The following is a 22,629-nucleotide window of genomic DNA, read 5'->3' as shown; positions in this document are numbered from 1 at the left end:
CTAGCCAGGCCTCCAAGGCAGCGGTGAGTGCCGGGGATTGCCAGTCCAAACCGTTCCAAACGTCCGCTGAACCTATTTTCCGATGCAGAAGCGCGAAAACACCCGATCCAGCACCACTTCGGTGAGCTCTTCCCCGGTGATCTCCCCCAACGCGCGAATCGCCTCCCGCAGGTCGATGGTCCAGAAGTCCCAGGGGAGCTGCTGAGCCGCCACCTGCTGACTGCGTTCCAGGGCTTCGGCTGCCCGGGCCGCCAGATCGCGTTGGCGTTGGTTCAGCGCCACCAACATGCCGTCGGTCCCTGCTGCCCCGCAACGCTCCAGCAGGGCCTGCACCAGGGCTGCCTCCCCCGTGCCATCCAACGCCGACAGCTGAACATCCACCGGCTGGGGGAAGGCCCCCGCAGGGAGATCCGCCTTATTGACAACCAGGATCCTGGGGATCTGCTCGGGGATGCGCGCCAGCAAGGCGGCGTCTTCGGAGGTCCAGCCCGCATGGCCGTCGAGCACCAATAGCACCACATCCGCCGTGACCAGTGCTTCCTCGCTGCGGGCAATCCCCAGCTGCTCCACCGCATCGTCGGTGCTGCGGATGCCGGCGGTGTCGAGCAGGGTGATCGGCACCCCCTCCAGCACAATCTCGCTCTCCAGAAGATCTCTGGTGGTGCCCGGCAGATCGGTCACGATCGCCCGCTCGCGGCGGCTGAGCCGATTGAGCAGGGAACTTTTTCCCACGTTAGGACGACCCACCAGGGCCACCCGCAGGCCCTGGCGCAGGGCATCCCCACGCTCGCCATCGCGCACTAACTGGTCAAGCTCCAGACGCACGGCTTGCAGCTGCAGCAGCAGGGCCTCGCCATCGAGGGGCGGCAGGTCTTCCTCGAAATCCACTCGGGCCTCCAACTCAGTGAGCTGGTCCAGCAGCCGTTCCCGCAGTGCCGTGATCTGGGCCTGAATGCCGCCATCGAGGCCCGCCATCGCCAACTCGGCTGCCCGTCGGCTGCGGGCCGCCACCAGCTCACTCACCGCCTCGGCGCGGGTGAGATCGAGCCGCCCGTTGAGCACGGCCCGCTGGCTGAACTCTCCCGGCTGGGCCCGGCGCACTCCCGGCTGCCGCAGGACCTGTTCGAGCACCCGCTGGACAGCAATCACCCCCCCATGGCAGTGGATCTCCACCACGTCCTCACCGGTGAAGCTGCGGGGCCCGCGCATCAGCAACAGCAGCACCTCATCGAGACGCCGGCCCTCGCCATCGATCACATGGCCGTACACCACCCGGTGCGATCCCCACTCCTGACGGCCTGGGCAGTGCACCACGCTGCGCCCTGTGGCTTCCGCAGCCGGCCCGGAGAGACGAATCACGGCAATCCCGCCCTGCCCTGGGGCCACGGCGGTGGCCACTGCCGCAATCGTGTCGGTGCTGGGCACAGCAGTCGCCGCTGGTAATCCATACCTAGGATCCAGCCGATTTCTGCTTGGTTCATGCGCCGGTTGCTGCGCCTCAGTCGCATCCGGATGCGCCGCGGGGTCCTCTGGGTGTGGAGACAGGAAGGAACCCCAGGCCAACGGGCTCGCGGCCTGGCCGCTGGTGTGTTCTGCGGCTGCTACCCCTTCTTCGGGCTGCAGATCTTCCTCAGTGTGGGTTTTGCCACCGTGGTGCGTGGCAACCACCTGCTCGCCGCCGCAGGCACCTTGGTGAGCAATCCCCTCACCTATCTGCCCCTCTACTGGTTCAACTATCTGGTGGGCTGTCAGCTGCTGGGCCCCGGCCGAGGCGGGATCAACCTGGCTGAGCTCAATCGCAGCAGCCTGTGGGCCCAGGGATGGGAGTTGAGCCAGCGCATCCTGCTCGGCTCCACCGTTGTGGGAGTGGTGCTGGCCATGGCCAGCGGCTGGATGGCCTACCGCCTGTTTCTACGGCGTGGAGCCCGTGCACTCATGAGCCGAGGCAGCTAGCTCGTGCCCACCCGGGCAATCCCGATCACATCCGCCATAGAGCGGATCTGGTCTATGGTGCGGCTGAGCTGATCGGCACCCTCCAACTCAATACGGAGATCAATACGAGCCGGCTTGCCGGCGGCAGTGGTCACCCGAGCATCACTGACGTTAATGGCCCCATCGGAGAGACGCAGCAGGATGTCTTTGAGGATGCCGACGCGATCGATCACCTCGATCCGCAATTGCACCGGGAAGCGCTGTTTCTCCTGTTCGGCATGGGTGGTGTTCCAGCGCACGGGAAGCTGCCGTTCTCGCGGGATCGTCTCCACGTTGGAGCAGTCCTGCCGGTGAATAGTGATGCCGTGATTGCCGAGGGCCACCGTGCCCACAATCAACTCGCCCGGCAACGGACTGCAGCAGCCACCCAGGCGGTAGTCCAGGCCCTCCAACCCATGGATCGCCCCTTCTCCTCCGGAACGGTCCGGCGCCAGGTCCCGCGATGGCACCAGCGCCGCAGCCACGTCTTCGTTGCTGGGTGGAGCCTGCTGCTGTTCCGCCAGCAGACGCATCTCCTCCCGCAAACGGTTGAGCGCCTGCTGCAGCGTGACGTCTCCGAACCCCAGTGACGCCAACAGGTCTTCGGTGGTGGGCACATTGCAGCGCTGCGCCACCCGCTGCATCGCCTCACTATTCAACAGGGCATCGACGCCATCACGCCCCAGCTCCCGCTCTAGCAGATCCTTACCCCGTTCAATCGTTTCGTCACGGTGGCTGCGCTTGTACCACTGGCGAATGCGGTTGCGCGCCGTCGGCGTGGCGACAAAGTTCAGCCAATCGAGACTGGGATGCGCCGTCTTGCTGATGAGCACCTGAACGAAATCACCGTTCTGCAGTGGTGTCGCCAACGGACACAGCCGATCGTTGATGCGAACGCCATGGCAGTGATTGCCGACCTCTGAGTGGATGCGATAGGCGAAATCAACGGCGGTTGCCCCCTTGCGCAAACCGAGCACATCACCCTTCGGAGTGAACACGAACACCTCTTCGTCAAAGAGGTCTTCCTTGATCGAGGAGAGGTAGTCGTTGTGATCGTCGTTACCGCCTTCCTGTTGCCAATCCACCAGCTGACGCAGCCAGTTAAACCGCTCCGCATCATTGCTGCTGCTGGCCGGAGAGCCGCCTTCCTTGTATTTCCAATGAGCCGCAATGCCGAATTCGGCCACATGGTGCATCTCAAGCGTGCGAATCTGCACTTCGATCGGGCGATGCCGACCGATCACGGCGGTGTGCAGGGATTGATACCCGTTGGGTTTCGGCAACCCGATATAGTCCTTAAACCTGCCGGGAATGGGGCGGAAGGTGTCGTGAACCACCGCGAGGGCGCGGTAGCAGCTCTCGACATTGGGGGTGAGGATCCGCAACGCCGCCACGTCGTAGATCTCGTGGAACTCCTTTTGCTGGCGCTGCATCTTGCTCCAGATGCCAAACAGATGTTTGGGACGACCACTCACCTCGCAGTGCTCTAGGCCGGCCTGTTCCAGCCGCTCGTTCAGCAACCCCACCGTGACGCCGAGTCGTTGCTCTCGTTCGCTGCGCTTGGTGGCCACCTCCTCCTGAATCTCCCGGACGGCGTCCGGTTCCAGCAATTTGAAGGCCAGATCCTCAAGCTCCCACTTGAAGCGGCCGATGCCGAGGCGGTTGGCGAGGGGGGCATAGATCTCGCGGGTTTCGCGGGCGATCCGCTGGCGCTTCTCTTCCTTCAACGCACCCAGGGTGCGCATGTTGTGCAACCGGTCAGCCAGCTTCACCAACACCACACGGATGTCGCTGGCCATCGCCAGGAACATCCGACGCAGATTCTCCGCCTGAGCTTCCGTGCGGTCGTTGAAGTGGATGCCGCCGAGCTTGGTGACCCCCTCCACCAGTTCACGCACCTCGGAACCGAAATGCAGCTCGACCTGATCGGGGGTGACGTCGGTGTCTTCAACCACGTCATGGAGGAACCCCGCGGCGATCACCGGGGCACTAGCGCCGATGTCCCGCAACAGATCGGCCACCGCCACCGGATGAACGATGTAAGGGTCTCCACTGGCGCGGAACTGGCCTTCGTGGAGCTGGAAGCCGAAATCAAAGGCCGACACCAACAGCGCCTCGGCATCGGTGGGGCAGCTCTGGCCAATGCCGGGTGGCACATTGGCGATGCACTCCCGCAACCACTCAGGGAGAGCGATGCCGTAATCGTCCGGATGACGGACGGGATGGCGCCGGACTTCGGGCAATGCGCAGCCCACCGTGGCCGAACCCGTGTTGGTTCGGAGTTCTTTGGGTGTGGAGGCAGCGTTGAGCATCCGACCCATCGGGTCAATCCATGGTATTCAGTGCAGGACCCCCTGTCGCTCCCGCAGCACTGTTCATGGGCCGGCCTGTTCTGGAACTCGAACAGCTGCGATTGCGCTATCCCGGCAGCGAAGCCTGGACGCTGGATGGGTTGGATTTGAGCCTCGAGCCGGGGGAGACCCTGGCCTTGGTGGGGTCCTCAGGCTGCGGCAAAAGCACAGTGGCGCGTGCCGTCATGCAACTGCTGCCACAGGAAACGATTTGTGAAGGACGGCTGGCCTTGACCGGCCAGGATCCACGCCAGCTCAGGCGACCGCAGTTGCGGCAGCTGCGGGGTGAGGCCGTGGGTCTGGTGTTCCAGGACCCGATGACGCGGATGAATCCGCTGATGAGCGTGGGCGGCCATCTGATCGACACCCTTAAGGCCCACCGGCCTCACACCAGCTCAGCGGCTCACCAGGAACGGGCCCGAGAACTGCTGGAGCTGGTGGGCATTGGATCCAACCGCTTCCGCGCCTACCCCCATGAGCTCAGTGGTGGGATGCGACAGCGCCTGGCCATTGCCTTGGCGATTGCCCTGGAACCGCCGTTGCTGATCGCCGATGAACCCACCACCAGCCTGGATGTGGCTGTAGCAGGGCAGGTCATGGCCGAGCTCAGCGGTCTCTGCCGAGAACTGGGCAGTGCCCTGTTGCTGATCAGCCACGACCTGGCCATAGCCGCCCGCTGGTGCGACCGCATGGCGATGCTCGACGGAGGTCGCAAGATAGAGGACGGCCCCAGCCATCAGCTGCTCACCCGGCCGCAGTCGCCAGTGGGGCAACGGCTGGTAGCCTCCGCTCAAGCCCGGGAAGGGGGACGCTCACCGGCACGTCCCGACAACGGCAGCGTGCTGCGGGTGGAAGAGATGCGCTGCTGGCATGCCGTTGGTGGCGCGCCTTGGGCGCCCCTCTGGCTGAAGGCGGTGGATGGAGTGAGTTTCGAGCTCAGGGCCGGTGAAAGCCTTGGGGTGGTGGGGGCCTCTGGCTGTGGCAAAAGCACCCTCTGCCGGGCCCTGATGGGGCTCAATTCCATCCGCGGCGGACGCGTTGACCTGCTCGACCAGGACCTGCTGAGCCTGCGTGGAAAGGCGCTGCGGACAGCCCGCCGCGCCCTCCAGATGGTGTTTCAGGACCCTCTGGCCTGCCTGAATCCCGCCCTGCAGGTGGCGGATGCCGTCGCCGATCCGTTGCTGATCCATGGCCTCTGCTCCAAAGCGGCAGCCCGGGAGGAAGCCCGCCGCCTGCTGGAACGGGTCGGCCTCAGCCCAGCCGAGCAGTTTCAAGATCGCCTGCCGAAGCAGCTTTCCGGCGGCCAGCAGCAGCGGGTGGCCATCGCCCGCGCCCTGGCGTTGAAGCCCAAGGTGCTGATCTGCGATGAGAGCGTCAGCATGCTCGATGCGAAAGTGCAGGCGGATGTGCTCGCGCTGCTGCGGGGACTGCAACAGGAGCTGGGCCTGGCGATCGTGTTCATCACCCACGACCTTTCGGTGGCCAGCGGTTTCTGTCACCGGGTGATGGTGCTGGACAAGGGAAAGGTGGTTGAAGAGGGTCCAGGGGAACAGATCTTCAGCGCGCCTCAGGCACCGATCAGCCGAACCCTTGTGGAGGCTTGTCCAAGGTTGCCGCGATAAGCCATCAACCCGATGCGGTGCGATGCCTCAACACCCCCAGCAACTTCTCCATCACCGGAGGCAGGGGAGCTTGAAACACCATCCGCTCGCGGGTGATCGGATGGTCGAGCCCAAGCTGCACGGCATGCAGGACTTGGCCAGGCAGCTCGATCGGCAACTTGCGACGGCGGCTGTAGGTGGGATCCCCCACCACAGGGTGGTTCATGTGGGCGCAGTGAACGCGGATCTGATGGGTTCGTCCGGTGTCGAGCTTGAAGCGCAACAGGGAGTAGTCGCCGAGTCTCTCCACCAGGGTCCAGTGGGTGCAGGCGTAACGGCCGTTTTCGCTGCTCACCACCGCGTACTTCTTGCGATCCGCCGGATGACGGCCAATGGCACCGACGATCGTGCCGGAATCGCCGCCGGGAACGCCATGGACGACGGCGAAGTACTCGCGGGAAGCGATCCGTTTCTGGATCTGAACCTGCAGCCGCACCAGGGCCTCCTGGCTCTTGGCGATCACGATGCAGCCGGTGGTGTCTTTATCAAGACGGTGCACGATCCCCGGCCGCAGCTTGCCGCTGATGCCGGGCAGGTCCGGGCAGTGATGCAGCAGGCCGTTCACCAGGGTGCCGTCCTTGTTGCCCGGCGCCGGATGGACCGTCAGCCCGGCCGGCTTGTTGAGCACGACCAGATGGTCGTCCTCAAACAACACATCCAGATCCATCGGCTCCGGCTTGAGGTAAGGCAGCGGTTCCGGGGGCGGCATCCACAGCTGCACCTCATCGCCCTGGCGCAAGGGTGTTTTGGCTTTGCCAGTCTTGCAGTTGACGCGCACATAGCCCGCATCAATGAACTTCTGAATCCGGGCCCGGCTCTGCTCCGTGCGCTGGCTCACCAACCAACGGTCCAGCCGCATCGGCAACGGCTTGGAATAAGCCAGCGTCAGCAGCTCACCCTCCCCTTCGCCGAAGCGGTCGGTGAAGGTCTCCTCCGGCAACGGAGGACGTTTCCACTGCGGACTCATGCCGGCAGCTCCAGGGCGATGCTGCCGAGGGCGGATTTGCGGAAATCATCCAGCAACCGTTGGGCCATGCGCGCTGTCTCCCCGGCGGTGTGGCGGGCCGCTGCGGCATCCAACCAAAGGGCGGGGTCCGCTGTTTCACCGCTTAGGGGAATGCCGTAGCGCTCCTGCAGCAGCGGAATTGTCACGCCAGCTGCAGCCTGCGATTCCACATCCAGCAGCAACTGCAGGAAGGCCTGAGCAACCAGCTCACCGTCATAAGCGGCCTGGCCGATGTCGTCACAAAGAGCCAACCGCAGGGCCGCCTGCTGGTCATCGAGCCGAGGGGGCAGCACTCCAGGGGCATCAAGGAGGTCGAGGTCTTGCCCCAGACGCACCCAGCGCAGGGTTCGCGTCACCCCGGCCCGCCGAGCACTGGCCACCACCTTCTGCCGCACCAGACGATTGATTAGGGCCGACTTGCCCACGTTGGGGAAGCCCAGGGTGAGAGCCCGCACCGGCCTGGGCCGCATGCCCCGGTTGCGGCGTCGTTCGTTGAGCTGGTCGCCGGCGCGGATTGCGGCCTGCTGCACCTGCTTCACGCCGGTCCCAGCCTTGGCATCACACCAAACCGTCCGCTGCCCCTGGGCCTTGAACCAGGCCTCCCAGGCCTCCTTGGCGGCCGCGGTGACCATGTCGCGCCGGTTGATCACCAACAGATGCTGTTTGCCCTTCAACCAGCGGTTGAGATGGGGGTGGCCCGTCGCCAGCGGAATGCGCGCATCACGCACCTCGATCACCAGATCCACCTTGTCGAGATGGCGTTTGAGCTGCTGCTCCGCCTTGGCGATGTGGCCTGGATACCACTGGATCGTTGGGGTGCTCACGAACGCAAACGCACAGAACAGACGGCCAGCCAGAACAGATTCACTTTGGACGCGCTGGCGCTACCGCCATTCAGACGGGTTAGTCTCACCCCACTTTCTTACCGCACGACACAACCCTATGGCGAAGCGTTCCCTGGCCAGCCTCAACGCTGGCGACCTAAGCGGCAAACGCGTTCTCGTGCGGGTTGACTTCAACGTGCCCCTGAACGATGCGGGTGCCATCACCGACGACACCCGCATCCGTGCTGCCCTACCCACGATCAACGACCTGATCAGCAAGGGCGCCAAGGTGATCCTTTCCGCTCACTTCGGCCGGCCCAAGGGCCAGGTGAATGACTCCATGCGCCTCACCCCCGTGGCGGCTCGCGTGAGCGAACTACTAGGCAAGCCCGTGGCCAAGACCGACAGCTGCATCGGCCCCGACGCTGAAGCCAAGGTGGGCGCCATGGCGAACGGCGATGTGGTGCTGCTGGAGAACGTGCGCTTCTTCGCTGAGGAAGAGAAGAACGAGGCCGGTTTCGCTGAGAAGCTCGCAGGCCTGGCTGAGGTGTATGTGAACGATGCCTTCGGCACCGCCCACCGCGCCCACGCCTCCACCGAAGGCGTGACCAAGTTTCTCAAGCCCTCCGTCGCGGGCTTCCTAATGGAGAAGGAGCTTCAGTACCTACAGGGTGCTGTGGATGAGCCCAAGCGCCCTCTGGCCGCCATCGTCGGTGGCTCCAAGGTGAGTTCCAAGATCGGCGTGCTCGAAGCCCTGATCGACAAGTGCGACAAGGTGCTGATCGGCGGCGGCATGATTTTCACCTTCTACAAGGCCCGAGGCCTCTCGGTGGGCAAGAGCCTGGTGGAAGAGGACAAGCTGGAACTGGCCAAGGAGCTCGAGGCCAAGGCCAAGGCCAAGGGCGTGCAGCTGCTGCTGCCCACCGACGTTGTGCTGGCTGACAACTTCGCCCCCGATGCCAACAGCCAGACCGCTGACATCAATGCCATCCCCGACGGCTGGATGGGCCTCGACATCGGCCCCGACTCGATCAAGGTGTTCCAGGACGTCCTGGCCGACTGTCAGACCGTCATCTGGAACGGCCCCATGGGCGTGTTCGAGTTCGACAAGTTCGCTGCTGGCACCAACGCCATCGCCACTACCCTGGCCGACCTGAGCGGTAAGGGCTGCTGCACGATCATCGGCGGCGGTGACTCCGTGGCAGCCGTCGAGAAGGCTGGACTGGCCGAGAAAATGTCTCACATCTCCACCGGCGGTGGCGCCAGCCTCGAACTGCTGGAAGGCAAGGTGCTGCCCGGCGTGGCTGCCCTCGACGCCGCCTGATCAGCGGCTCATGCCTGGAGCTTCCGGCCCCGGCGATGTTGGCCCGGTCGTACTTCAAGAGGGACAGCCGAGCTCTTCTCATGTGATGACGGCACAGCTGCAGCGTATCCGTCGATCAGGATCTGAATGCTTCGCCATGCGTCATGACCCGATGTGACTTGAGCCTGGGCTTCGTGGGGCTGGGGGCGCTTGGCTTGCCAGAAGGTCCATTATCTGGACGCGCCGGTCACCGGCGGCACGGAAGGCGCCAAACGCGGCAGCCTCACGGTGCTGCTGGGAGGAGCCAGCGAGCAAATCAAGTGGATTCGGCCCATCCTCGAGGTAATTGGAGGCTGCATTCACCACTTCGGCGAAGTGGGGCGGGAGCAGCAAGTGAAGGCGGTGAATCAGGTGCTGGTGGCCGGCAGCTATGCCACCGCCTGGATCTGCCGATGCCCCAGGTGATCAATGCCCTCAAAACCGGTGCCGCCGGCTCCTGGGCCCTGGACCATCGCAGCACCGCCATGCTGGACGGTAGCCATCCCCTCGGTTTCCGGCTCAGCCTGCATCGCAAGGATCTCGGCATCGCCCTCGATGCAGCCAAGGCCGTCCAACTGGATCTGCCCGTCACGACGCTGGTGGAACAGCTGGAAGTGGATCTGATCAACAACGAGCATGGCGATGAGGACGTGTCTGCCCTGCACCGCTGGAACCAAACGAGGCAGGAGAGCTAGTTGCTGTTGACCACCCGCACCCGCTTAGTGGCCGTCACCACGCCATCGGGGTGCACCAGCATCACAGCCCAAGTCTGCGAACCGGGTTGCTGCGGTGCCTGAACGCTTTTGAACAATCCACCCCCTCCCTGGGGCGCCAGCGGCACATTGGGGCGCATCTGAGCCGACAGCTGCTCATCGGTGAGGTCGATCAAACCGCCCGCCACCAGGGCCTGGCCGAGCGGCTCTTCAACAATTAAGTCAATGTCGTAGCGACTACCGATGAGCACCACATCGGGGATGGCGACGTCGACCGCCAAGGGGCGTTCCCCGCTGCGCAGCAAGGACTGCTGGGCCAGCAGTTCCTGGCCCACAATCTGGCCATTGTCCAGACGAATCGCAATCTGTTCGCTGGCCTCGAGGTAATAGGTGAGCCCCTCGGATTCAGCGGCACCCCACACCCGAAGGCTGAGGGTCGGGCGGCCATCCGGCGTGGGCACTGCGGATTCGACTTGCCAAATGACCTCAGGGAAATCCTGCTGGAATCGCGCCAGGCGCTGGGCCAACACAGGCTGCAGCGCCTCGCTTGCCAGCGTGTCGAGCCCTGACGAACTGCCACTATTCAATGCCGTTTGCAGGCGATCACTGAAGCGCTCCACAGCACTGCCCCCGCGTCCGGACTGCTCAAGGGCATGGACCGGTAACAACAGCATCGCCATGGCCGAGACCAGGGTGACACTCAGGAAACGACGCACGGGCCGGACCGCAACAACCCAATTAAGTTAGGCCTGGTGTGCGGTGACGGCCGACGAGATGACCCGGCTTCTGATCGCCGCCAGCGGCACCGGCGGGCATCTCTTCCCCGCTCTGGCTATTGCGGAAGCTGTTGAAAAGCAATGGCTCGTGCGCTGGCTGGGGGTGCCCGATCGGCTCGAAACGCAGCTGGTGCCGGAGCGTTTTGGCTTGGTGTGCGTGAACGCCGGCGGGCTGCAGGGGCGGGGGCTGACGAAGCTGCTGCAGCTGCTGCGGTTGTTGCTGGCCAGCGTCAGCGTGCGGCGGGTAATCCGCCGGAACACGATCGATGTGGTGTTCACCACCGGCGGCTACATCGCCGCCCCCACCATCCTGGCGGCGCGCTGGTGCGGCATTCCCGTGGTGCTGCATGAATCTAATGCCATCCCAGGGCGGGTCACCCGCTTGCTGGGTCGCTTCTGCAGCGCCGTGGCCATTGGCCTCCCTGCTGCCGCCAAGCGCATCCCCGGCAGCCAGCCGGTGCTGACGGGCACGCCGGTGCGTTCCAGCTTTCTGGCCCCACAACCCCTGCCGAGCTGGGTCCCCTGCGGCGAGGGGCCGCTGTTGGTAGTGATGGGCGGCAGTCAAGGCGCCGTTGGCCTCAACCAAATGGTGCGTGCCGCGGTGCCGACCCTGCTGAAACAGGGCTGCCGGGTGGTGCATCTCACCGGCGACAACGATCCCGACATCGAGCAGCTGCAGCACCCACTGCTGGTGGAACGCCGCTTCAGCGATGAGATTCCCGGGCTGCTGCAACATGCCGACCTTGCCATCAGCCGCGCAGGAGCCGGCAGCCTCAGTGAACTGGCGGTCTGCGGGACCCCAGCCGTGCTGGTGCCGTTCCCGCAGGCGGCAGACCAGCACCAGGAGGCCAATGCCGCCTGTGCCGCATCGTTTGGTGCTGCAGTGATCGTGCATCAGCACGAGCCGGATCAGCCCACGTTGCTGAACACCGTTCAACGGCTCCTGGGAGCACAGCTGGAGCAGAGCACGGCTCGCTCAGAGCCCCTCATCCAAATGGGTGAAGGCATGCAGACCCTGGCGGAACGAGATGCCGATCGGCAGCTGGCCGCCTTGCTTCAGAACCTGGTGGACTGAACCCTCTGGAGAGCGCGAATAATCCTGCGGTTGTTGGCGCGGGTCTGCAGGCCGATGCGCAACCAGGATTCGCCAAGCCCCTCAAAACTTCGGCAATCCCGCAGCAGGATGCGATGGCTCTGTTCCAGAGCCTCCAGCAAAGGCAACAGCGAACTCACACCAGAAACCAAGAGAAAGTTGGCGCTGGAAGGCATGGGGCACAGGCCTGGTACAACGGCTAACTGCCGTTGCATCCAGGCCCCCTCGGTGGACGTCCAATGCTGCACCCGACGGCACCAGCGCTGATACCGCTCCGGAGGGAGCAACAGCCACTCTGTCAACGCAGCAGCAATGCCATTCACCGGCCAGGGATCACGCCATCCACTCCAACGCTTGAGCCGATCCGGATGCGCAATGGCATAGCCAACACGCAAGCCCGCCACTCCGAACAACTTCGTGAGGCTGCGGACTACCACCAGGTTGGGATGGTGCTCGACCAGCGGAATCATCGATTGCTGCTCCCCCTCGGGCACCAAAGGCAGAAAGGCCTCATCACAGATGACAAGCTGATGGATGGCGAGCAGGGGCTCCAACGACGCACGGCTCCAGAGCTGCCCCGTCGGGTTGTGGGGATTGCAGACCCAGGCCACCGGCGCCTGCAGAGGAGGATGCGATAGGGGCCCGGCGTTATCCCAGCGCAACACAAGGGGGACGTCGATCCAAGGAGCGTTCCAGCATTGCAGAGCCCGTCGGTAATCAGCAAAACCAGGCGCCAGCAAACCACTGACACCCTCCGCGGCAGCGTCCCGCGCCGCCCAGGTGAACAACTCGGCCGCCCCATTGCCAGGCAATACAGCATCAGGATCTAGACCATGCAGGCCCGCCATCGCCTGGCGCAGCGACGTCTGATCCCGATCGGGATAGTCGCGGATGGCGGCCAGCGGGATGCGAGAGCAACGTGGGCTCCAAGGAGCCAACGAGGCACTGGCATCCAGCAGCTGCGATGGCCGGCAGTTCAACCTTGAGGCGGCGGCCTGGCGGTTGCCGCCATGGCGCAGGTCGACGGCCATCCCGACTCCCGATACAACGCAGAGACATCTCCAGCGTGGCCCACTGCCGATACAAGCCCGAGTGCTGCAGTTAACACTGCTACTAGCCGCGCCACTGACGGCACGGGCGGAAGATCTGATTGTTTTGCTGCACCAAAGAAATTGTCCGGGTTGTCGGCTGGCGGATGTGGATCTAATGCACGCGGACCTGCGAGACGCCGATCAGCAGCGGGCCCAATTGCAACGGGCCAATCTCGGACAGGCACTCCTCGATGGTGCTGATCTGAGCGGTAGCGATCTTAGCTTTACAAGCATGCAAGGAGCATCTCTTAGGGGAGCCAAGCTGCACGGAGCAAAGCTCTACTGCACTGATTTAAGAGATGCCGATCTCACTGGTGCCATGTTGGATCCCAACACCCTCGAGGAGGCTTATTGGAGACGCACCAAAGGCATGCAACCGCAGTCCCAAAGCCATGCAGCCCTGCACAACGCCGGGGTAGGCGCAGCGGAAAGCAATCGTTGGAACGAGGCAGAAAATCTATTCGGGCTTGCCATCCGCAAACAACCAGACACCGCAGAAAGCTGGATAGCACGCGGCCGTGTTCGGGAGAAGCTGGGCCAATGCCAATTAGCGATTCAGGACTTCACCTACGCAAGCGACCTATATGCCAGCAAAGGTGCAACATCCCAGGCCAGTCAATTGCAGACTGCCGCCACATCCCTGAAGGACAAAGTAAACAACCATCAGAGTAGCAATGGTGTGGGATCTGCACTTCTTGGCGGGCTTTTTTCCACATCGCAGGCGCTGCCGCCGCTGGCGATGAAACTTTTCATGCCAGCAGTGGATTTCTGATCAGCTTGAACCCATTCAACTGACGAGATTCCTTGATTGAAGGGCGATAATCGTAGCCATATGCACTCTCTTCATTATCAAGAATTCGAGAAGTCACCAATACCACCAGCTCACGTTTTGTCCGGCGCTCCGCAGAATTTCTGAAGAATTGAGCGATTAATCGAATATCTCCAAGAATTGGCCATTTCGAAACAGCCTAGAATCAGTATCGGATATGATACCTGTCAACACAAAGGCGCCCATCACGAACCCTGACAGCACCTGCACCTAATCCCCTTAAACTTAATGCAGATATAGGCCCACAACCCTGAACACCTTGCGTGGACATAGTAGCTGATATTGCAGGAGATAGCGTAAAGATAACAAATCCATTATCGTCAACTCTTTTCAAGCTTGCGCCAACCGTTAAACCTGAAATACCAAACACAGTCTGACAAGTATTTGCGGCACCATTCTGTCCAGATTGAACAGCATAATTAGTTATTTTTTACGTTCCCACAATAGCGAAAGATTCATTAGAATAGGACCTTCCGATCTCAGTCGGATCCAATCCCTGCTTCAAACTTTGCTCTTCAGTCCCTCCCCGGATGGGCTCGGGATTTTCGCTCAACATCATTGTAGGACTGGCCAATATCTTATCATTACTAGAATGAATAGCCGCGCAAAAATAATCAAATATACGAGCTTCGGGGTAAGTAAGGCCTGGATTTATACGAGCGAGAACAGCACTTGGAGGCACGACTTGCGACGCCACCGCAGCACGGTCGCCAGAAACTGTAATTGTCTCTGGCTTTCCACTAGAAGCCCCTCCAGTAATCACATCAAAGTCATTAGAGCTGGGTGGCAATAACTCGCCAAAAGCAGCGGCCAAGCGGCCACCGTCATTAACAATAAAGTTATTGCCGTAACGGAAAGCAAAATCATTGTGAACATCCAAGTCATTCTCAAGACTTACATCAAAAATCTTGACAGAAAGAACGACCTGCCGTTGCCGCAAATCAATTTTCTTCAAATACGAGGCGGCCACCTCAACAACCTGAGAATCACCTATCAACGTGATCGTCTGAAGCCTGGAATCAGTTGTGCCCGAAAAGCTTTTCAAAGGTCCTTCGGAAGCACCATAAATGTCTATCTGAGTTAAATTTGACCTAAACGAAGTATTTCTTCTTCCGATAATACTGCTGACATAACCCAACTCTCCAGACTCTTTCAATTCCGACTTTCGGGTCGAACCAGTGCCTTCACCTTGCTTCCCAAATTCGCCTTCATCAACTGACCTAACAGTTGTAACCTGAGATATTTTGGCGCCAAGGCTACTCAAGAACATTACAGCAGAAAGAGCAGACACGCTATTCAGCCTGTAGGTCTTAGAAAAATTCGGCCCAAACCCCTTGGAAGAAATATTTCCACCGACCAAAAGCATCTTCCCCTGCAAGCCAGAAGCCAATAACACAAAATTCACTGCCCTAGAGCAATCTTCCCCAACAAACTGAAGCGTTACAGGGTACGAATCTCTAGACCAGGTTTCATCGGCATTTTCTTTGGCAGAGCGTGCTTCAGAAAGAGTATTTCCAACAAATACAAATCCATATCCTCCCAATCGTGCCAAAGACATCAATGCATCTTTGGCGGCAGCATTATTAAGAGTGAGAGTCACAGGTGGCCCACTCAGATTCACGTAACTACGGTTCTGCAGGATCATCGTGCCCACGGCCATGTCTCCCAGCGGAGGTGCCACTGCACGCGATCACATGGGTGGAACCACCGTTGTCTGCGCAACACGACCAGGCCGACTCAGTTCAAGCCGGCCTGGTCGTCAAGGCCGTTGTTTGGATCGGCAAGCGCGCAAATAAGGCGATCAGGCTGGCGCCATCCACCCGAATCTGTGGATCTGGCAAGACCATCCCCTGCGAAGCCTTCACGATCAGCTCTAACCCACCTTGCTCCTTAGCGCTGAGGCGGATTGATTGGAGGCCAGCTTCTAGCAACTCAACTTCCTGGGACCTGCGGAGCGACAACGGAGCCGCAGATCGCAATTGGCTACTCCACTGCGTTGGGGAACTGCTCTGGCTCACGACTCGCGCATCAGCCGATACGCCATCGGCGACCACATCAACACGGTCACCCAAACGACGCAGTTTCAAAACAACAGATGATTGAGCCACCACCTACGAGGCTGCGATAAACGCCAACAGTTCAATAGTGGGGGCACTAATCCCCAATGCCGTTGCTATGGGTAGCATGCGTCGAAGCACTAACCTCTTCACCCTACTGTTGTCTCAAAAGGTTGTGCGTGGATGGTGTCTATCGGTATTGAGATACACCAGCCTCAAGACTGCAACGGCTTAGAGCCATTCCCCAGGAGATTGGCTACGAGAGCCAAGTCATAAAAACTCAGCTTCAAAGTGAGCTGCGTGCGAGTCGCTGCAGACTGAGATGAATCAGCAGCTTTTCTGTCGATCACAGCCTTGAGCTCAAGTTCACTACTTTCGACAAGCAACTCCAGCTCTTCCATGCGTTGCAAGAAGGTTTGCAATCCGCCGAACGAACCGCTGACTTGAGGCGCAACAGACGACTTGAGATAGCCAAGCGCTTGCAATGGATCTTGCGGAGTTTCGGCCTTCTGCTTCGCGTTGGAGCGAGTATTGTTACGATGGGATTGCCATTGTTAGGGTGACGGTGGCTTGAGCGGTTCGTAGCGCTGCATCTGCACACCCGAGGCCACAGCCTGCTGATTCAACAGCGCCAGAAGGGTCTGCACCTTGTCATGTCCTGCAAGCAACCCCATCAACAGAGCCTGCTTCTCTTCCGTAAGCCGCAATTCAGCCTCAGCTTGGGTTAGCCGACGTTCCAAAGTGGGACGACTGCGCTGGAGGTTGAACAAGGTGTCACGCCTTGCGTCCAACTCGCGCAATGTTTGCGCAACAGGCAGAACTCCTACCAGAACAACGGCAGCACTCACCACAACACGTAGCCCAAAAGGTAAACCAACCAACAGCCGTCCCGGCGTGAGCCATGGCTGTCGTGACGTCGTCAACCTATTAATCATTGCAAGACCCCTATGACTTGCAACACTTCCAGCCGACAGGCCAAGCCCTCGGCACCAAGCCCACGCAAATCTGCGGGCGTGGGTTTTATGGCTGGATCGAGCTTGGCCTCAAGAGTGAAGGCAATCCATCCCTCGTTGTCAGCCACAGCTTTCACAACGGTTGTGCCATCGAGAAGCATGTCTGGCAGAGCTTCAAGGTTGAGATCCAAGGCGTTGATCCGTTCGAAAGCATCCGTCCCTTGGGATTCCCCCTTGATCACCAACTTCGATGAATTGGCATCGACCAACACAAGGCGAACGCCCTGAGGCGTGACCTGTCGCCATTGCTCCAACAACGCCGACCCCGAACGCACCGCTACCAACTGTTCAGCGATGGATTGCGTCTGCTGCTCCAAGGTTGACCGGCGCGAGGTCATGAAGCGAAGCCGTGCTTTGGCATCACCGACACGCTTCTCGACCGGATTAAGTGCATCCACCTCGGCCTGCACCACCTGCTGACGATGGTCGAGCCCCAACAGCACGAGCAAGGCCAACATCACCAAAGCCACCGCTCCTGCACCCCCTTTCAAGACAAGGGAAAACAGCGGCGGGGCAGGCACCGGATCCAACAGCCAGCCGAGCTCGAGCCGGCGTTGCTACAACAGATCAGGTTTGGGCCAGTCCCGACACGACGTCATCGCTCCTCCTGGTGCAGCGCCAACTGCTGCAGAGGTGACAGCACATGAGTCCTATCTCCAGCAGTGCCTTGGCCCCATGGCTCAGCCCAGGCAGACAAAGGCTGGTTCAAGCAGCACTCCCCTGCTGCCCCATCCACCAGGGGCAACCAGGCATCGACTTTTCCGCCGGCACCGTGAATCACCATCCCAATGATGATGTCCAAGCACGGGTCTGCCACTCAGCAACACAAGCCCGAATCTCGCGTTGACAGGCCAGAGGGTCGAGCTCCTCAAGTGCATAGTCAATCTCAGGAACCCCCTCGCGGAACACCACCAAACGCATGCTCTTCTCCTCGACCACAAGCCAGGCCAGATCGCCAGCCCACGCCTGAGTGAGCTAACGCAAGGCCCGCTGGGCGGCCGTCAGCGACCAATCAACACGCCGCAACGGAACATCAGCCAGTTCAGCAACCTCGATCTAGCCCTGAATCAAAGAACGCGACACACCTACCACCGCCAAAGCGTCTTGCACCGGCGAAGAAGTGATGTAGCTCTCCGCCAGATCAACAATCTGCAACGACTGGGGCAATCGACCTGGCTCCCAATCTGATCCATAGTCGTCGACAATACGCCAGACAGCAGCTTGTAAAGGGAGGCAAAGAATCAGTTCGGCACCTGGAAAATCGTAGTCAAAGATCAGGTCAGCGATCAACTCGCCAACGGCTTCCCGTTGCAGCGGCACACCATCACAGCAGATGCCATTGGGCCACGCCACTACGCGTTGCTGCCAACGGTCACCTTGAGCCTAACAACACACCAAGCACGTGTTATTTACCGCAATCAACACCGGCTTGACATCAATTTATACCCCCACAGAGACATTCAAAGGCGCAACATCAAGCAGATGAGGTGCCTTCAAACCATCGAGTTCAGCCTTGCCAGGGCAAACCGCTGCCGGAAGCTTCCGCGATGGTTCGCAGACCGTGGCGGTTCAACTGAAGCAGCAGACCTTCCAGAATCCTTGGCACCAGATCCGGCCCCTGAAAAATCCAGCCAGTGTAGAGCTGCACCAAAGAAGCCCCTGCGGTGATTCGCTCCCAAGCGACTTGCGCCGAGTCAATCCCGCCCACACCGATCAACGGCAGCGCCGGGCCAGCACTGGCCCGCAAGCGACGGATCACCTCCTGGGCTCGCTGACGTAGGGGGGCGCCGCTGAGACCACCGGCCTCCTCCGCCAGAGTGCGCCCGGTCTGCGGCAGCCGCCGTTGCTCCAGACCCAGCCGATTGAGACTGGTGTTGACCGCGATCACCCCAGCCAGACCCTCCTCAAAGGCCAATCGGGCCACCGCATCAATCGATTCATCGTCCAAATCCGGCGCGATCTTCACCAACAGAGGCGGGCAGGCCGGCAGCCGGCGCAGCCGTTCCACCAGACGCCTCAACTGGGCTGTGTCCTGCAGATCCCTTAATCCGGGGGTGTTGGGGGAGCTGACGTTGATCACCGCATAGTCCGCCAAGGGGGACAACAACTCCAGGGAAGCCGCGTAGTCGTCCGGTGCCTGCTCCAGGGCCGTGATCTTGGATTTGCCAACGTTGATCCCCAGCACCGCTGGCCGCCGGCCGGGCGGATCCAGACGTTGACGCTCCAGCGTTTTCAAGAGCGCCTTGGCGCCATCATTGTTGAATCCCATCCGGTTCAACGCGGCTTGCTCCTCCGCCAAACGGAACAGGCGTGGTTTGGGGTTGCCCGGCTGGCCATGCCAGGTGACCGTGCCCACTTCGGCGAAGCCAAAGCCGAAGCGATCCCAGATACCAGCCGCCAAACCGTTCTTGTCGAACCCCGCCGCCAAACCCACCGGATTGGGGAAGCGGCAGCCAAACAGCACCTGTTCCAGGCGCAGATCACGCCGTTGCAGATCCGCTGCCACGCCATCCAGCACCGTGGACACTCCTGGCCAACGGCGCCGCAGGCTGGCCTGACCCAGCGCCGTAAGCGCAGTGCGCGACAACTGTTCAGCATCCAGGCCGTCGTCCCGTGCCAGGACCGGGCCAAGCCAACGCTGATAGAAGGCACCGCTGCTGAGCGGTCCGGCCGAAGAGGACGGCGACATGCTCTGGCTCAGGACTGTTCTGATCTTGCCTCGCGACGTTGCAGGGTCCAGCGACCTTCCGCCTGGGGCTCGACAATCCAATCCCTCCAGATCCAGCTCTCACGCTTCGTTTCCAGCTGTTTAAGCGGCTTTTCCACCAACTGCGCCAGCTCCAGCAACGAAAGGCTGTAGCCACCCTGCGCCAGACGATCAGCCAACCCCAAACGTGACAACAGCTGCAGCAGAGGCTTGGGGGCAACCTCGAATGGGGCTTCTGGTGCGGCCTCGGCGGAAGACAGCTCCGACGATCCCTGCTTCAGAGCCAAGCCCGGCTGGGCGTTGTGGGAGAACGCTACGGCGATGCGATCCACCCGTTCGTTGTCTGGATCACCGCTGTGGCCCTTGACGTAGCGCAGGGGAACATCGTCTAAACGAGCGGCATCCAAGGCCTTCCAGAGGTCTTGGTTGAGCACGGGCTTACCCGCAGCCGTTTTCCAGCCTTTGCGCTTCCAGCCTTTGATCCAGGAGCCCAGGCCATCAATCAGATATTTGCTGTCGGTGCGCAGGGTGAGATCCGGATGACGGGGCAGCTGCTCAAGCCGTTGCAACACCTCCAACGCCGCCTGCAGTTCCATGCGGTTGTTGGTGGTGTCGGGCGCATGGCCACCGAATTCCTCGACACTGCCATCTTCGAAACGCAACAACGCGCCCCAACCTCCCGGACCTGGATTACCGCTGCAGGCACCATCCGTCGCTGCAGCCACGACCCGTCCACGTCCTTCCGCCATTGATCGGTCCCAACACTGTTCGGTACGACACGGTTTCTGGTGTCACCGTGGATAAGCCGAACCTACCTGCGGGCTGCCGGTCTGACTGCCGTGGGGCTCTTGGCCGCCGGCATACGGCATACCGCAGGAGAGCACAGCACGGGCCTTGTTTGACAGCACTGCTGTGCCGGAGCAACACTTTGCTGTGCTGGCACAACTAATTGGCAGAGCCCAGTGGAAACTGCTGGTGCTGGAACAGATCAAGGCCCAATTGCGATGCTGGAGGACACGCCAGGACGGACTGGTGGAGCCCAGCCTGAATCGCTTCAACTTCAGCGGTATCTGGACAGCAATGGCTACTCGCTGCGCAGCAGTGGCCAAGACCGTGGAACCCGCTTTCGCTTCCGGCTCAAGCCATCCGGCGCATCGCTGAGGCTCGAGGCCCTCGACCCCCAGCAACGGGCACCACTCCTGGTTGGTCAGGCCAAGATCTCCAAACGCGATCCCAACGGGTTCGTGGCTCTGCAGCTGGAGCCAGGCTGGGCCTTGGAACGCCGGGTTTACCAGGGTCGCCAGCTGAACCACCTGTATTTCGCTCATCAAGCCTCGGTGAACCGGCTGCTCGCGCTGGCCAGCAGCCGCGGCCAACGTTCAGGCTTTCAGCGATTGGGAATGCCGATGCCGCCGATCGCACCACCGCCTTTGCCCACTGCACGAGCAACACACCTCGCCATCAGTGCCCCGATCCGGCTGCAGGTGATTCCCCATCGCCGCTGAGGACCAACCGTCACAGTGCCAGTCGAGAGGGCGATTAGACAGGGGCTGACAACGGAATTCCCGCCCTTAAGTTGAAATTGCGTGAGGAGTGGAGTGCTGAACGCCTCTTCAGGGTCGAAACAAGGACAGACTCTTGAACGTGTTCCTCTCGAAAAAAGGCTCGCCAAAGCCGGGGCCTTTTTGTTGGCCAGAGAAAAATACAAAAAAACCGGTCCTTGAAAGGACCGGTGACTGAACGAAAACAGGGGGGAGAGGGCTTGCCCCTCTCCCAAGCCGATCACTTGAGGGTGACCTTGCCGCCTGCTTCTTCGATGGCCTTCTTGGCAGCCTCGGCGTCTTCCTTGGAGACACCTTCTTTGACGGCCTTGGGAGCAGCCTCGACAAGAGCCTTGGCATCGCCCAGACCCAGGCTGGTGGCCTCACGGACGGCCTTGAGGACCTTGATCTTGGCGGAGGCGTCAAAGCCTTCGAGGATCACATCGAATTCGGTCTTCTCTTCAGCGGCATCGCCACCGCCAGCAGCAGCGCCAGGGGCAGCCATCACAACACCAGCAGACGCTGCGGCGGACACACCGAAGGCATCTTCGATCTGCTTAACCAGCTCGGAAGCTTCAAGCAGGGAGAGGGATTTCAGCGATTCGAGAATTTCGTCGATTTTTGCAGACATGGTTTTGAAAGGGGACGCAACAGATCAATGAACAGTGGTCTCGGCAGAGCCGAATCAGCCTTCGCCGCCTTCGGCGTGCTGCTTGAGTGCCCTGGCCATACCAGAGGGAACCTCGTTGATGCCCACAGCGACCTTCGTGGCCACGGCGTTGATTGCACCGGCGATCTGAGCCATGAGTTCCTCCTTGGAGGGGAGGTCGGCGATGGCTTTGATCTCGTCCTGAGACAGGAGCTTGCCTTCGAAAAGGCCACCCTTGGTCTCGGACTTCTTGAGTTCCTTCTGGAAGGTCTGAACGGCCTTCACACCGGCACCAACATCGCCCTTCACCAGGACGAAGGCGTTGGTTCCGGTCAGCAGGGAATTGAGGCTGGCCCAGTTGCTGTCACCATCAATGGCACGGCGCATCAAGGTGTTTTTGGTCACCTTGCAAACGCTATCGCTGGCCCGCAGACGATCCCGCAGGTCAGACATTTCCTTGATGGACAAGCCCTTGAAATCAAGGACAAGTGCCAGTTCGGCGTCGGCGAGGAGCTCTTTGAGCTCTCCGACGATCTGCTGCTTGTTCTCCAGCGTGCGGCCCATAGGGATTGGATCGGATCAAAGGAACAAGCTGGGCACACGGCCGATCGAGTCTTCGAAAATGAAGACGAGGCTGCGTACCGATCCAATCCAGAATGGGACAAAATCGTGTCGCGTCTGCCTCGGCAGGGATTACATCAACGAGAATGACTGATGTCATACCTAGGGACATCCTGCTGTCTGTAGCCGGGCGCGTGCCCGATTTAGCTTTCGCTAATCATTAAGTGTAGAGGAGAGCCGGATCAGCTCCCCTGCTCGATATCCTGCAAGGCGGAGAAATCAACTTCAACGGAAGGACCCATGGTGGAGGTCACATACAGGGACTTCCAGTAACGGCCTTTGGCACCGCTGGGCTTGTTGCGATCGATGGTCTCCTGCAGGGTCTTGAGGTTCTGCAGCAGGGCATCGGCGCTGAAGCTGGCCTTGCCGAAACGAACGTGGACG

General features: G+C 60.9%; 22 protein-coding genes and 4 pseudogenes. 7 read left to right on the top strand and 19 right to left on the bottom strand.

Annotation, left to right across the window (positions count from 1 at the left end; translation table 11 throughout):
* Positions 1-72: 72 nt before the first annotated feature.
* Positions 73-1,425: a tRNA uridine-5-carboxymethylaminomethyl(34) synthesis GTPase MnmE gene (gene mnmE / locus ACGVJ8_RS04055; RefSeq protein ID WP_392345669.1), complete on the bottom strand. Its 1,353-nt coding sequence runs from the start codon at positions 1,423-1,425 to the stop codon at positions 73-75.
* Between the two features lie 54 nt (positions 1,426-1,479).
* Between mnmE and ACGVJ8_RS04050 the strand changes: the two genes are divergently transcribed.
* Positions 1,480-1,953 (top strand): DUF2062 domain-containing protein, encoded by a 474-nt coding sequence (locus tag ACGVJ8_RS04050; RefSeq protein ID WP_392345667.1) that lies wholly within the window; start codon positions 1,480-1,482, stop codon positions 1,951-1,953.
* Here the strand turns inward: ACGVJ8_RS04050 and ACGVJ8_RS04045 are convergent.
* Positions 1,950-4,283 carry a RelA/SpoT family protein gene (locus tag ACGVJ8_RS04045; RefSeq protein ID WP_392345671.1) on the bottom strand — a complete coding sequence of 778 codons (2,334 nt, stop codon included), beginning with the start codon at positions 4,281-4,283 and terminating at the stop codon, positions 1,950-1,952. The two genes, ACGVJ8_RS04050 and ACGVJ8_RS04045, sit on opposite strands and share 4 nt — an antisense overlap.
* A gap of 20 nt (positions 4,284-4,303) precedes the next feature.
* Here ACGVJ8_RS04045 and ACGVJ8_RS04040 point away from each other — a divergent pair, with 20 nt between their 5' ends.
* The gene (locus tag ACGVJ8_RS04040) at positions 4,304-5,944 is read left to right on the top strand and encodes a dipeptide ABC transporter ATP-binding protein (protein ID WP_392345665.1); all 1,641 of its coding nucleotides are present in this window, start codon (positions 4,304-4,306) and stop codon (positions 5,942-5,944) included.
* Between the two features lie 4 nt (positions 5,945-5,948).
* On the opposite strand, the gene ACGVJ8_RS04035 is transcribed toward ACGVJ8_RS04040, so the two are convergent.
* Positions 5,949-6,950, bottom strand: a complete 1,002-nt coding sequence (locus ACGVJ8_RS04035; protein ID WP_392345663.1) for an RluA family pseudouridine synthase — start codon at positions 6,948-6,950, stop codon at positions 5,949-5,951.
* Positions 6,947-7,813 carry a ribosome biogenesis GTPase YlqF gene (gene ylqF / locus ACGVJ8_RS04030; RefSeq protein WP_392345661.1) on the bottom strand — a complete coding sequence of 289 codons (867 nt, stop codon included), beginning with the start codon at positions 7,811-7,813 and terminating at the stop codon, positions 6,947-6,949. The genes ACGVJ8_RS04035 and ylqF overlap by 4 nt, the downstream gene beginning before the upstream one ends.
* A 118-nt stretch (positions 7,814-7,931) precedes the next feature.
* Here ylqF and ACGVJ8_RS04025 point away from each other — a divergent pair, with 118 nt between their 5' ends.
* Both ACGVJ8_RS04025 and ACGVJ8_RS04020 read left to right on the top strand, forming a co-directional pair.
* Complete coding sequence (locus tag ACGVJ8_RS04025) at positions 7,932-9,137, top strand: phosphoglycerate kinase (protein ID WP_392345659.1); 1,206 nt, start codon at positions 7,932-7,934, stop codon at positions 9,135-9,137.
* A 186-nt stretch (positions 9,138-9,323) separates the two neighbouring features.
* Positions 9,324-9,850 (top strand): annotated as a pseudogene (locus tag ACGVJ8_RS04020) (NAD(P)-dependent oxidoreductase); the annotation flags it as partial.
* Here ACGVJ8_RS04020 and ACGVJ8_RS04015 read toward each other — a convergent pair.
* Positions 9,847-10,584, bottom strand: coding sequence for a hypothetical protein (locus ACGVJ8_RS04015; RefSeq protein ID WP_392345657.1), 738 nt, complete (start codon positions 10,582-10,584; stop codon positions 9,847-9,849). The pseudogene ACGVJ8_RS04020 and the gene ACGVJ8_RS04015 sit on opposite strands and share 4 nt — an antisense overlap.
* A 58-nt stretch (positions 10,585-10,642) precedes the next feature.
* Here ACGVJ8_RS04015 and murG point away from each other — a divergent pair, with 58 nt between their 5' ends.
* On the top strand, positions 10,643-11,719 hold the full coding sequence (murG, locus tag ACGVJ8_RS04010) for an undecaprenyldiphospho-muramoylpentapeptide beta-N-acetylglucosaminyltransferase (RefSeq protein WP_392345655.1): 1,077 nt from the start codon (positions 10,643-10,645) through the stop codon (positions 11,717-11,719).
* Here the strand turns inward: murG and ACGVJ8_RS04005 are convergent.
* Entirely contained in the window at positions 11,701-12,768 is a 1,068-nt protein-coding gene (locus ACGVJ8_RS04005; RefSeq protein ID WP_392345653.1) for a threonine-phosphate decarboxylase, read from the bottom strand. The two genes, murG and ACGVJ8_RS04005, sit on opposite strands and share 19 nt — an antisense overlap.
* A 61-nt stretch (positions 12,769-12,829) precedes the next feature.
* Here ACGVJ8_RS04005 and ACGVJ8_RS04000 point away from each other — a divergent pair, with 61 nt between their 5' ends.
* Positions 12,830-13,600: a pentapeptide repeat-containing protein gene (locus tag ACGVJ8_RS04000; protein WP_392345651.1), complete on the top strand. Its 771-nt coding sequence runs from the start codon at positions 12,830-12,832 to the stop codon at positions 13,598-13,600.
* On the opposite strand, the pseudogene ACGVJ8_RS03995 reads toward ACGVJ8_RS04000, so the two are convergent.
* The 10 genes and pseudogenes from ACGVJ8_RS03995 to rnhA all read right to left on the bottom strand — a co-directional run.
* Positions 13,578-13,781, bottom strand: a pseudogene (locus tag ACGVJ8_RS03995) (hypothetical protein); the annotation flags it as partial. The gene ACGVJ8_RS04000 and the pseudogene ACGVJ8_RS03995 overlap by 23 nt on opposite strands.
* A 306-nt stretch (positions 13,782-14,087) precedes the next feature.
* On the bottom strand, positions 14,088-15,338 hold the full coding sequence (locus tag ACGVJ8_RS03990) for a hypothetical protein (protein ID WP_392345649.1): 1,251 nt from the start codon (positions 15,336-15,338) through the stop codon (positions 14,088-14,090).
* Positions 15,339-15,399: 61 nt separating this feature from the next.
* The gene (locus ACGVJ8_RS03985; protein ID WP_392345647.1) at positions 15,400-15,765 is read right to left on the bottom strand and encodes a hypothetical protein; all 366 of its coding nucleotides are present in this window, start codon (positions 15,763-15,765) and stop codon (positions 15,400-15,402) included.
* A gap of 164 nt (positions 15,766-15,929) precedes the next feature.
* Complete coding sequence (locus ACGVJ8_RS03980; RefSeq protein WP_392345645.1) at positions 15,930-16,115, bottom strand: hypothetical protein; 186 nt, start codon at positions 16,113-16,115, stop codon at positions 15,930-15,932.
* Positions 16,116-16,268: 153 nt separating this feature from the next.
* Entirely contained in the window at positions 16,269-16,637 is a 369-nt protein-coding gene (locus ACGVJ8_RS03975; RefSeq protein WP_392345643.1) for a hypothetical protein, read from the bottom strand.
* Between the two features lie 8 nt (positions 16,638-16,645).
* On the bottom strand, positions 16,646-17,248 hold the full coding sequence (locus tag ACGVJ8_RS03970) for a PilN domain-containing protein (protein WP_392345641.1): 603 nt from the start codon (positions 17,246-17,248) through the stop codon (positions 16,646-16,648).
* Positions 17,249-17,322: 74 nt separating this feature from the next.
* The gene (locus ACGVJ8_RS03965; protein WP_392345640.1) at positions 17,323-17,529 is read right to left on the bottom strand and encodes a hypothetical protein; all 207 of its coding nucleotides are present in this window, start codon (positions 17,527-17,529) and stop codon (positions 17,323-17,325) included.
* 254 nt (positions 17,530-17,783) lie between these two features.
* A complete protein-coding gene (locus ACGVJ8_RS03960; RefSeq protein WP_392345638.1) occupies positions 17,784-18,047 on the bottom strand; it encodes a hypothetical protein in 264 nt (87 codons plus the stop codon).
* Between the two features lie 187 nt (positions 18,048-18,234).
* Complete coding sequence (locus ACGVJ8_RS03955; RefSeq protein ID WP_392345636.1) at positions 18,235-19,416, bottom strand: quinone-dependent dihydroorotate dehydrogenase; 1,182 nt, start codon at positions 19,414-19,416, stop codon at positions 18,235-18,237.
* Between the two features lie 8 nt (positions 19,417-19,424).
* Positions 19,425-20,183 carry a ribonuclease HI gene (gene rnhA / locus ACGVJ8_RS03950; protein WP_392345634.1) on the bottom strand — a complete coding sequence of 253 codons (759 nt, stop codon included), beginning with the start codon at positions 20,181-20,183 and terminating at the stop codon, positions 19,425-19,427.
* Positions 20,184-20,346: 163 nt separating this feature from the next.
* Here rnhA and ACGVJ8_RS03945 point away from each other — a divergent pair.
* Positions 20,347-20,939, top strand: a pseudogene (locus ACGVJ8_RS03945) (DUF3747 domain-containing protein).
* 277 nt (positions 20,940-21,216) lie between these two features.
* Here the strand turns inward: ACGVJ8_RS03945 and rplL are convergent.
* From rplL to ACGVJ8_RS03930, 3 genes and pseudogenes are all read right to left on the bottom strand, one after another.
* Positions 21,217-21,606 (bottom strand): 50S ribosomal protein L7/L12, encoded by a 390-nt coding sequence (rplL, locus tag ACGVJ8_RS03940; protein ID WP_392345632.1) that lies wholly within the window; start codon positions 21,604-21,606, stop codon positions 21,217-21,219.
* 54 nt (positions 21,607-21,660) lie between these two features.
* Positions 21,661-22,188: a 50S ribosomal protein L10 gene (rplJ, locus tag ACGVJ8_RS03935; RefSeq protein WP_392345630.1), complete on the bottom strand. Its 528-nt coding sequence runs from the start codon at positions 22,186-22,188 to the stop codon at positions 21,661-21,663.
* A 239-nt stretch (positions 22,189-22,427) separates the two neighbouring features.
* Positions 22,428-22,629: pseudogene (locus ACGVJ8_RS03930) on the bottom strand (50S ribosomal protein L1); the annotation flags it as partial.

This window comes from Parasynechococcus sp., from assembly GCF_042954245.1.
Lineage (GTDB): Bacteria > Cyanobacteriota > Cyanobacteriia > PCC-6307 > Cyanobiaceae > Parasynechococcus.
The sequence above is the reverse complement of the archived record's forward strand: the minus strand, read 5'-3'. Positions and strand labels throughout refer to the sequence as shown.

Bases quoted from the DNA above. Each gene is read 5' to 3' on its own strand.
- rplJ (WP_392345630.1), bottom strand. From the start codon at position 22,188: ATGGGCCGCACGCTGGAGAACAAGCAGCAGATCGTCGGAGAGCTCAAA.
- ACGVJ8_RS03955 (WP_392345636.1), bottom strand. From the start codon at position 19,416: ATGTCGCCGTCCTCTTCGGCCGGACCGCTCAGCAGCGGTGCCTTCTAT.
- ACGVJ8_RS04035 (WP_392345663.1), bottom strand. From the start codon at position 6,950: ATGAGTCCGCAGTGGAAACGTCCTCCGTTGCCGGAGGAGACCTTCACC.
- ACGVJ8_RS04005 (WP_392345653.1), bottom strand. From the start codon at position 12,768: ATGGCCGTCGACCTGCGCCATGGCGGCAACCGCCAGGCCGCCGCCTCA.
- rnhA (WP_392345634.1), bottom strand. From the start codon at position 20,183: ATGGCGGAAGGACGTGGACGGGTCGTGGCTGCAGCGACGGATGGTGCC.
- ACGVJ8_RS04050 (WP_392345667.1), top strand. From the start codon at position 1,480: ATGCGCCGGTTGCTGCGCCTCAGTCGCATCCGGATGCGCCGCGGGGTC.
- ACGVJ8_RS03980 (WP_392345645.1), bottom strand. From the start codon at position 16,115: ATGGAAGAGCTGGAGTTGCTTGTCGAAAGTAGTGAACTTGAGCTCAAG.
- ACGVJ8_RS04040 (WP_392345665.1), top strand. From the start codon at position 4,304: ATGGTATTCAGTGCAGGACCCCCTGTCGCTCCCGCAGCACTGTTCATG.
- murG (WP_392345655.1), top strand. From the start codon at position 10,643: ATGACCCGGCTTCTGATCGCCGCCAGCGGCACCGGCGGGCATCTCTTC.
- rplL (WP_392345632.1), bottom strand. From the start codon at position 21,606: ATGTCTGCAAAAATCGACGAAATTCTCGAATCGCTGAAATCCCTCTCC.
- ACGVJ8_RS04045 (WP_392345671.1), bottom strand. From the start codon at position 4,283: ATGCTCAACGCTGCCTCCACACCCAAAGAACTCCGAACCAACACGGGT.
- ACGVJ8_RS04025 (WP_392345659.1), top strand. From the start codon at position 7,932: ATGGCGAAGCGTTCCCTGGCCAGCCTCAACGCTGGCGACCTAAGCGGC.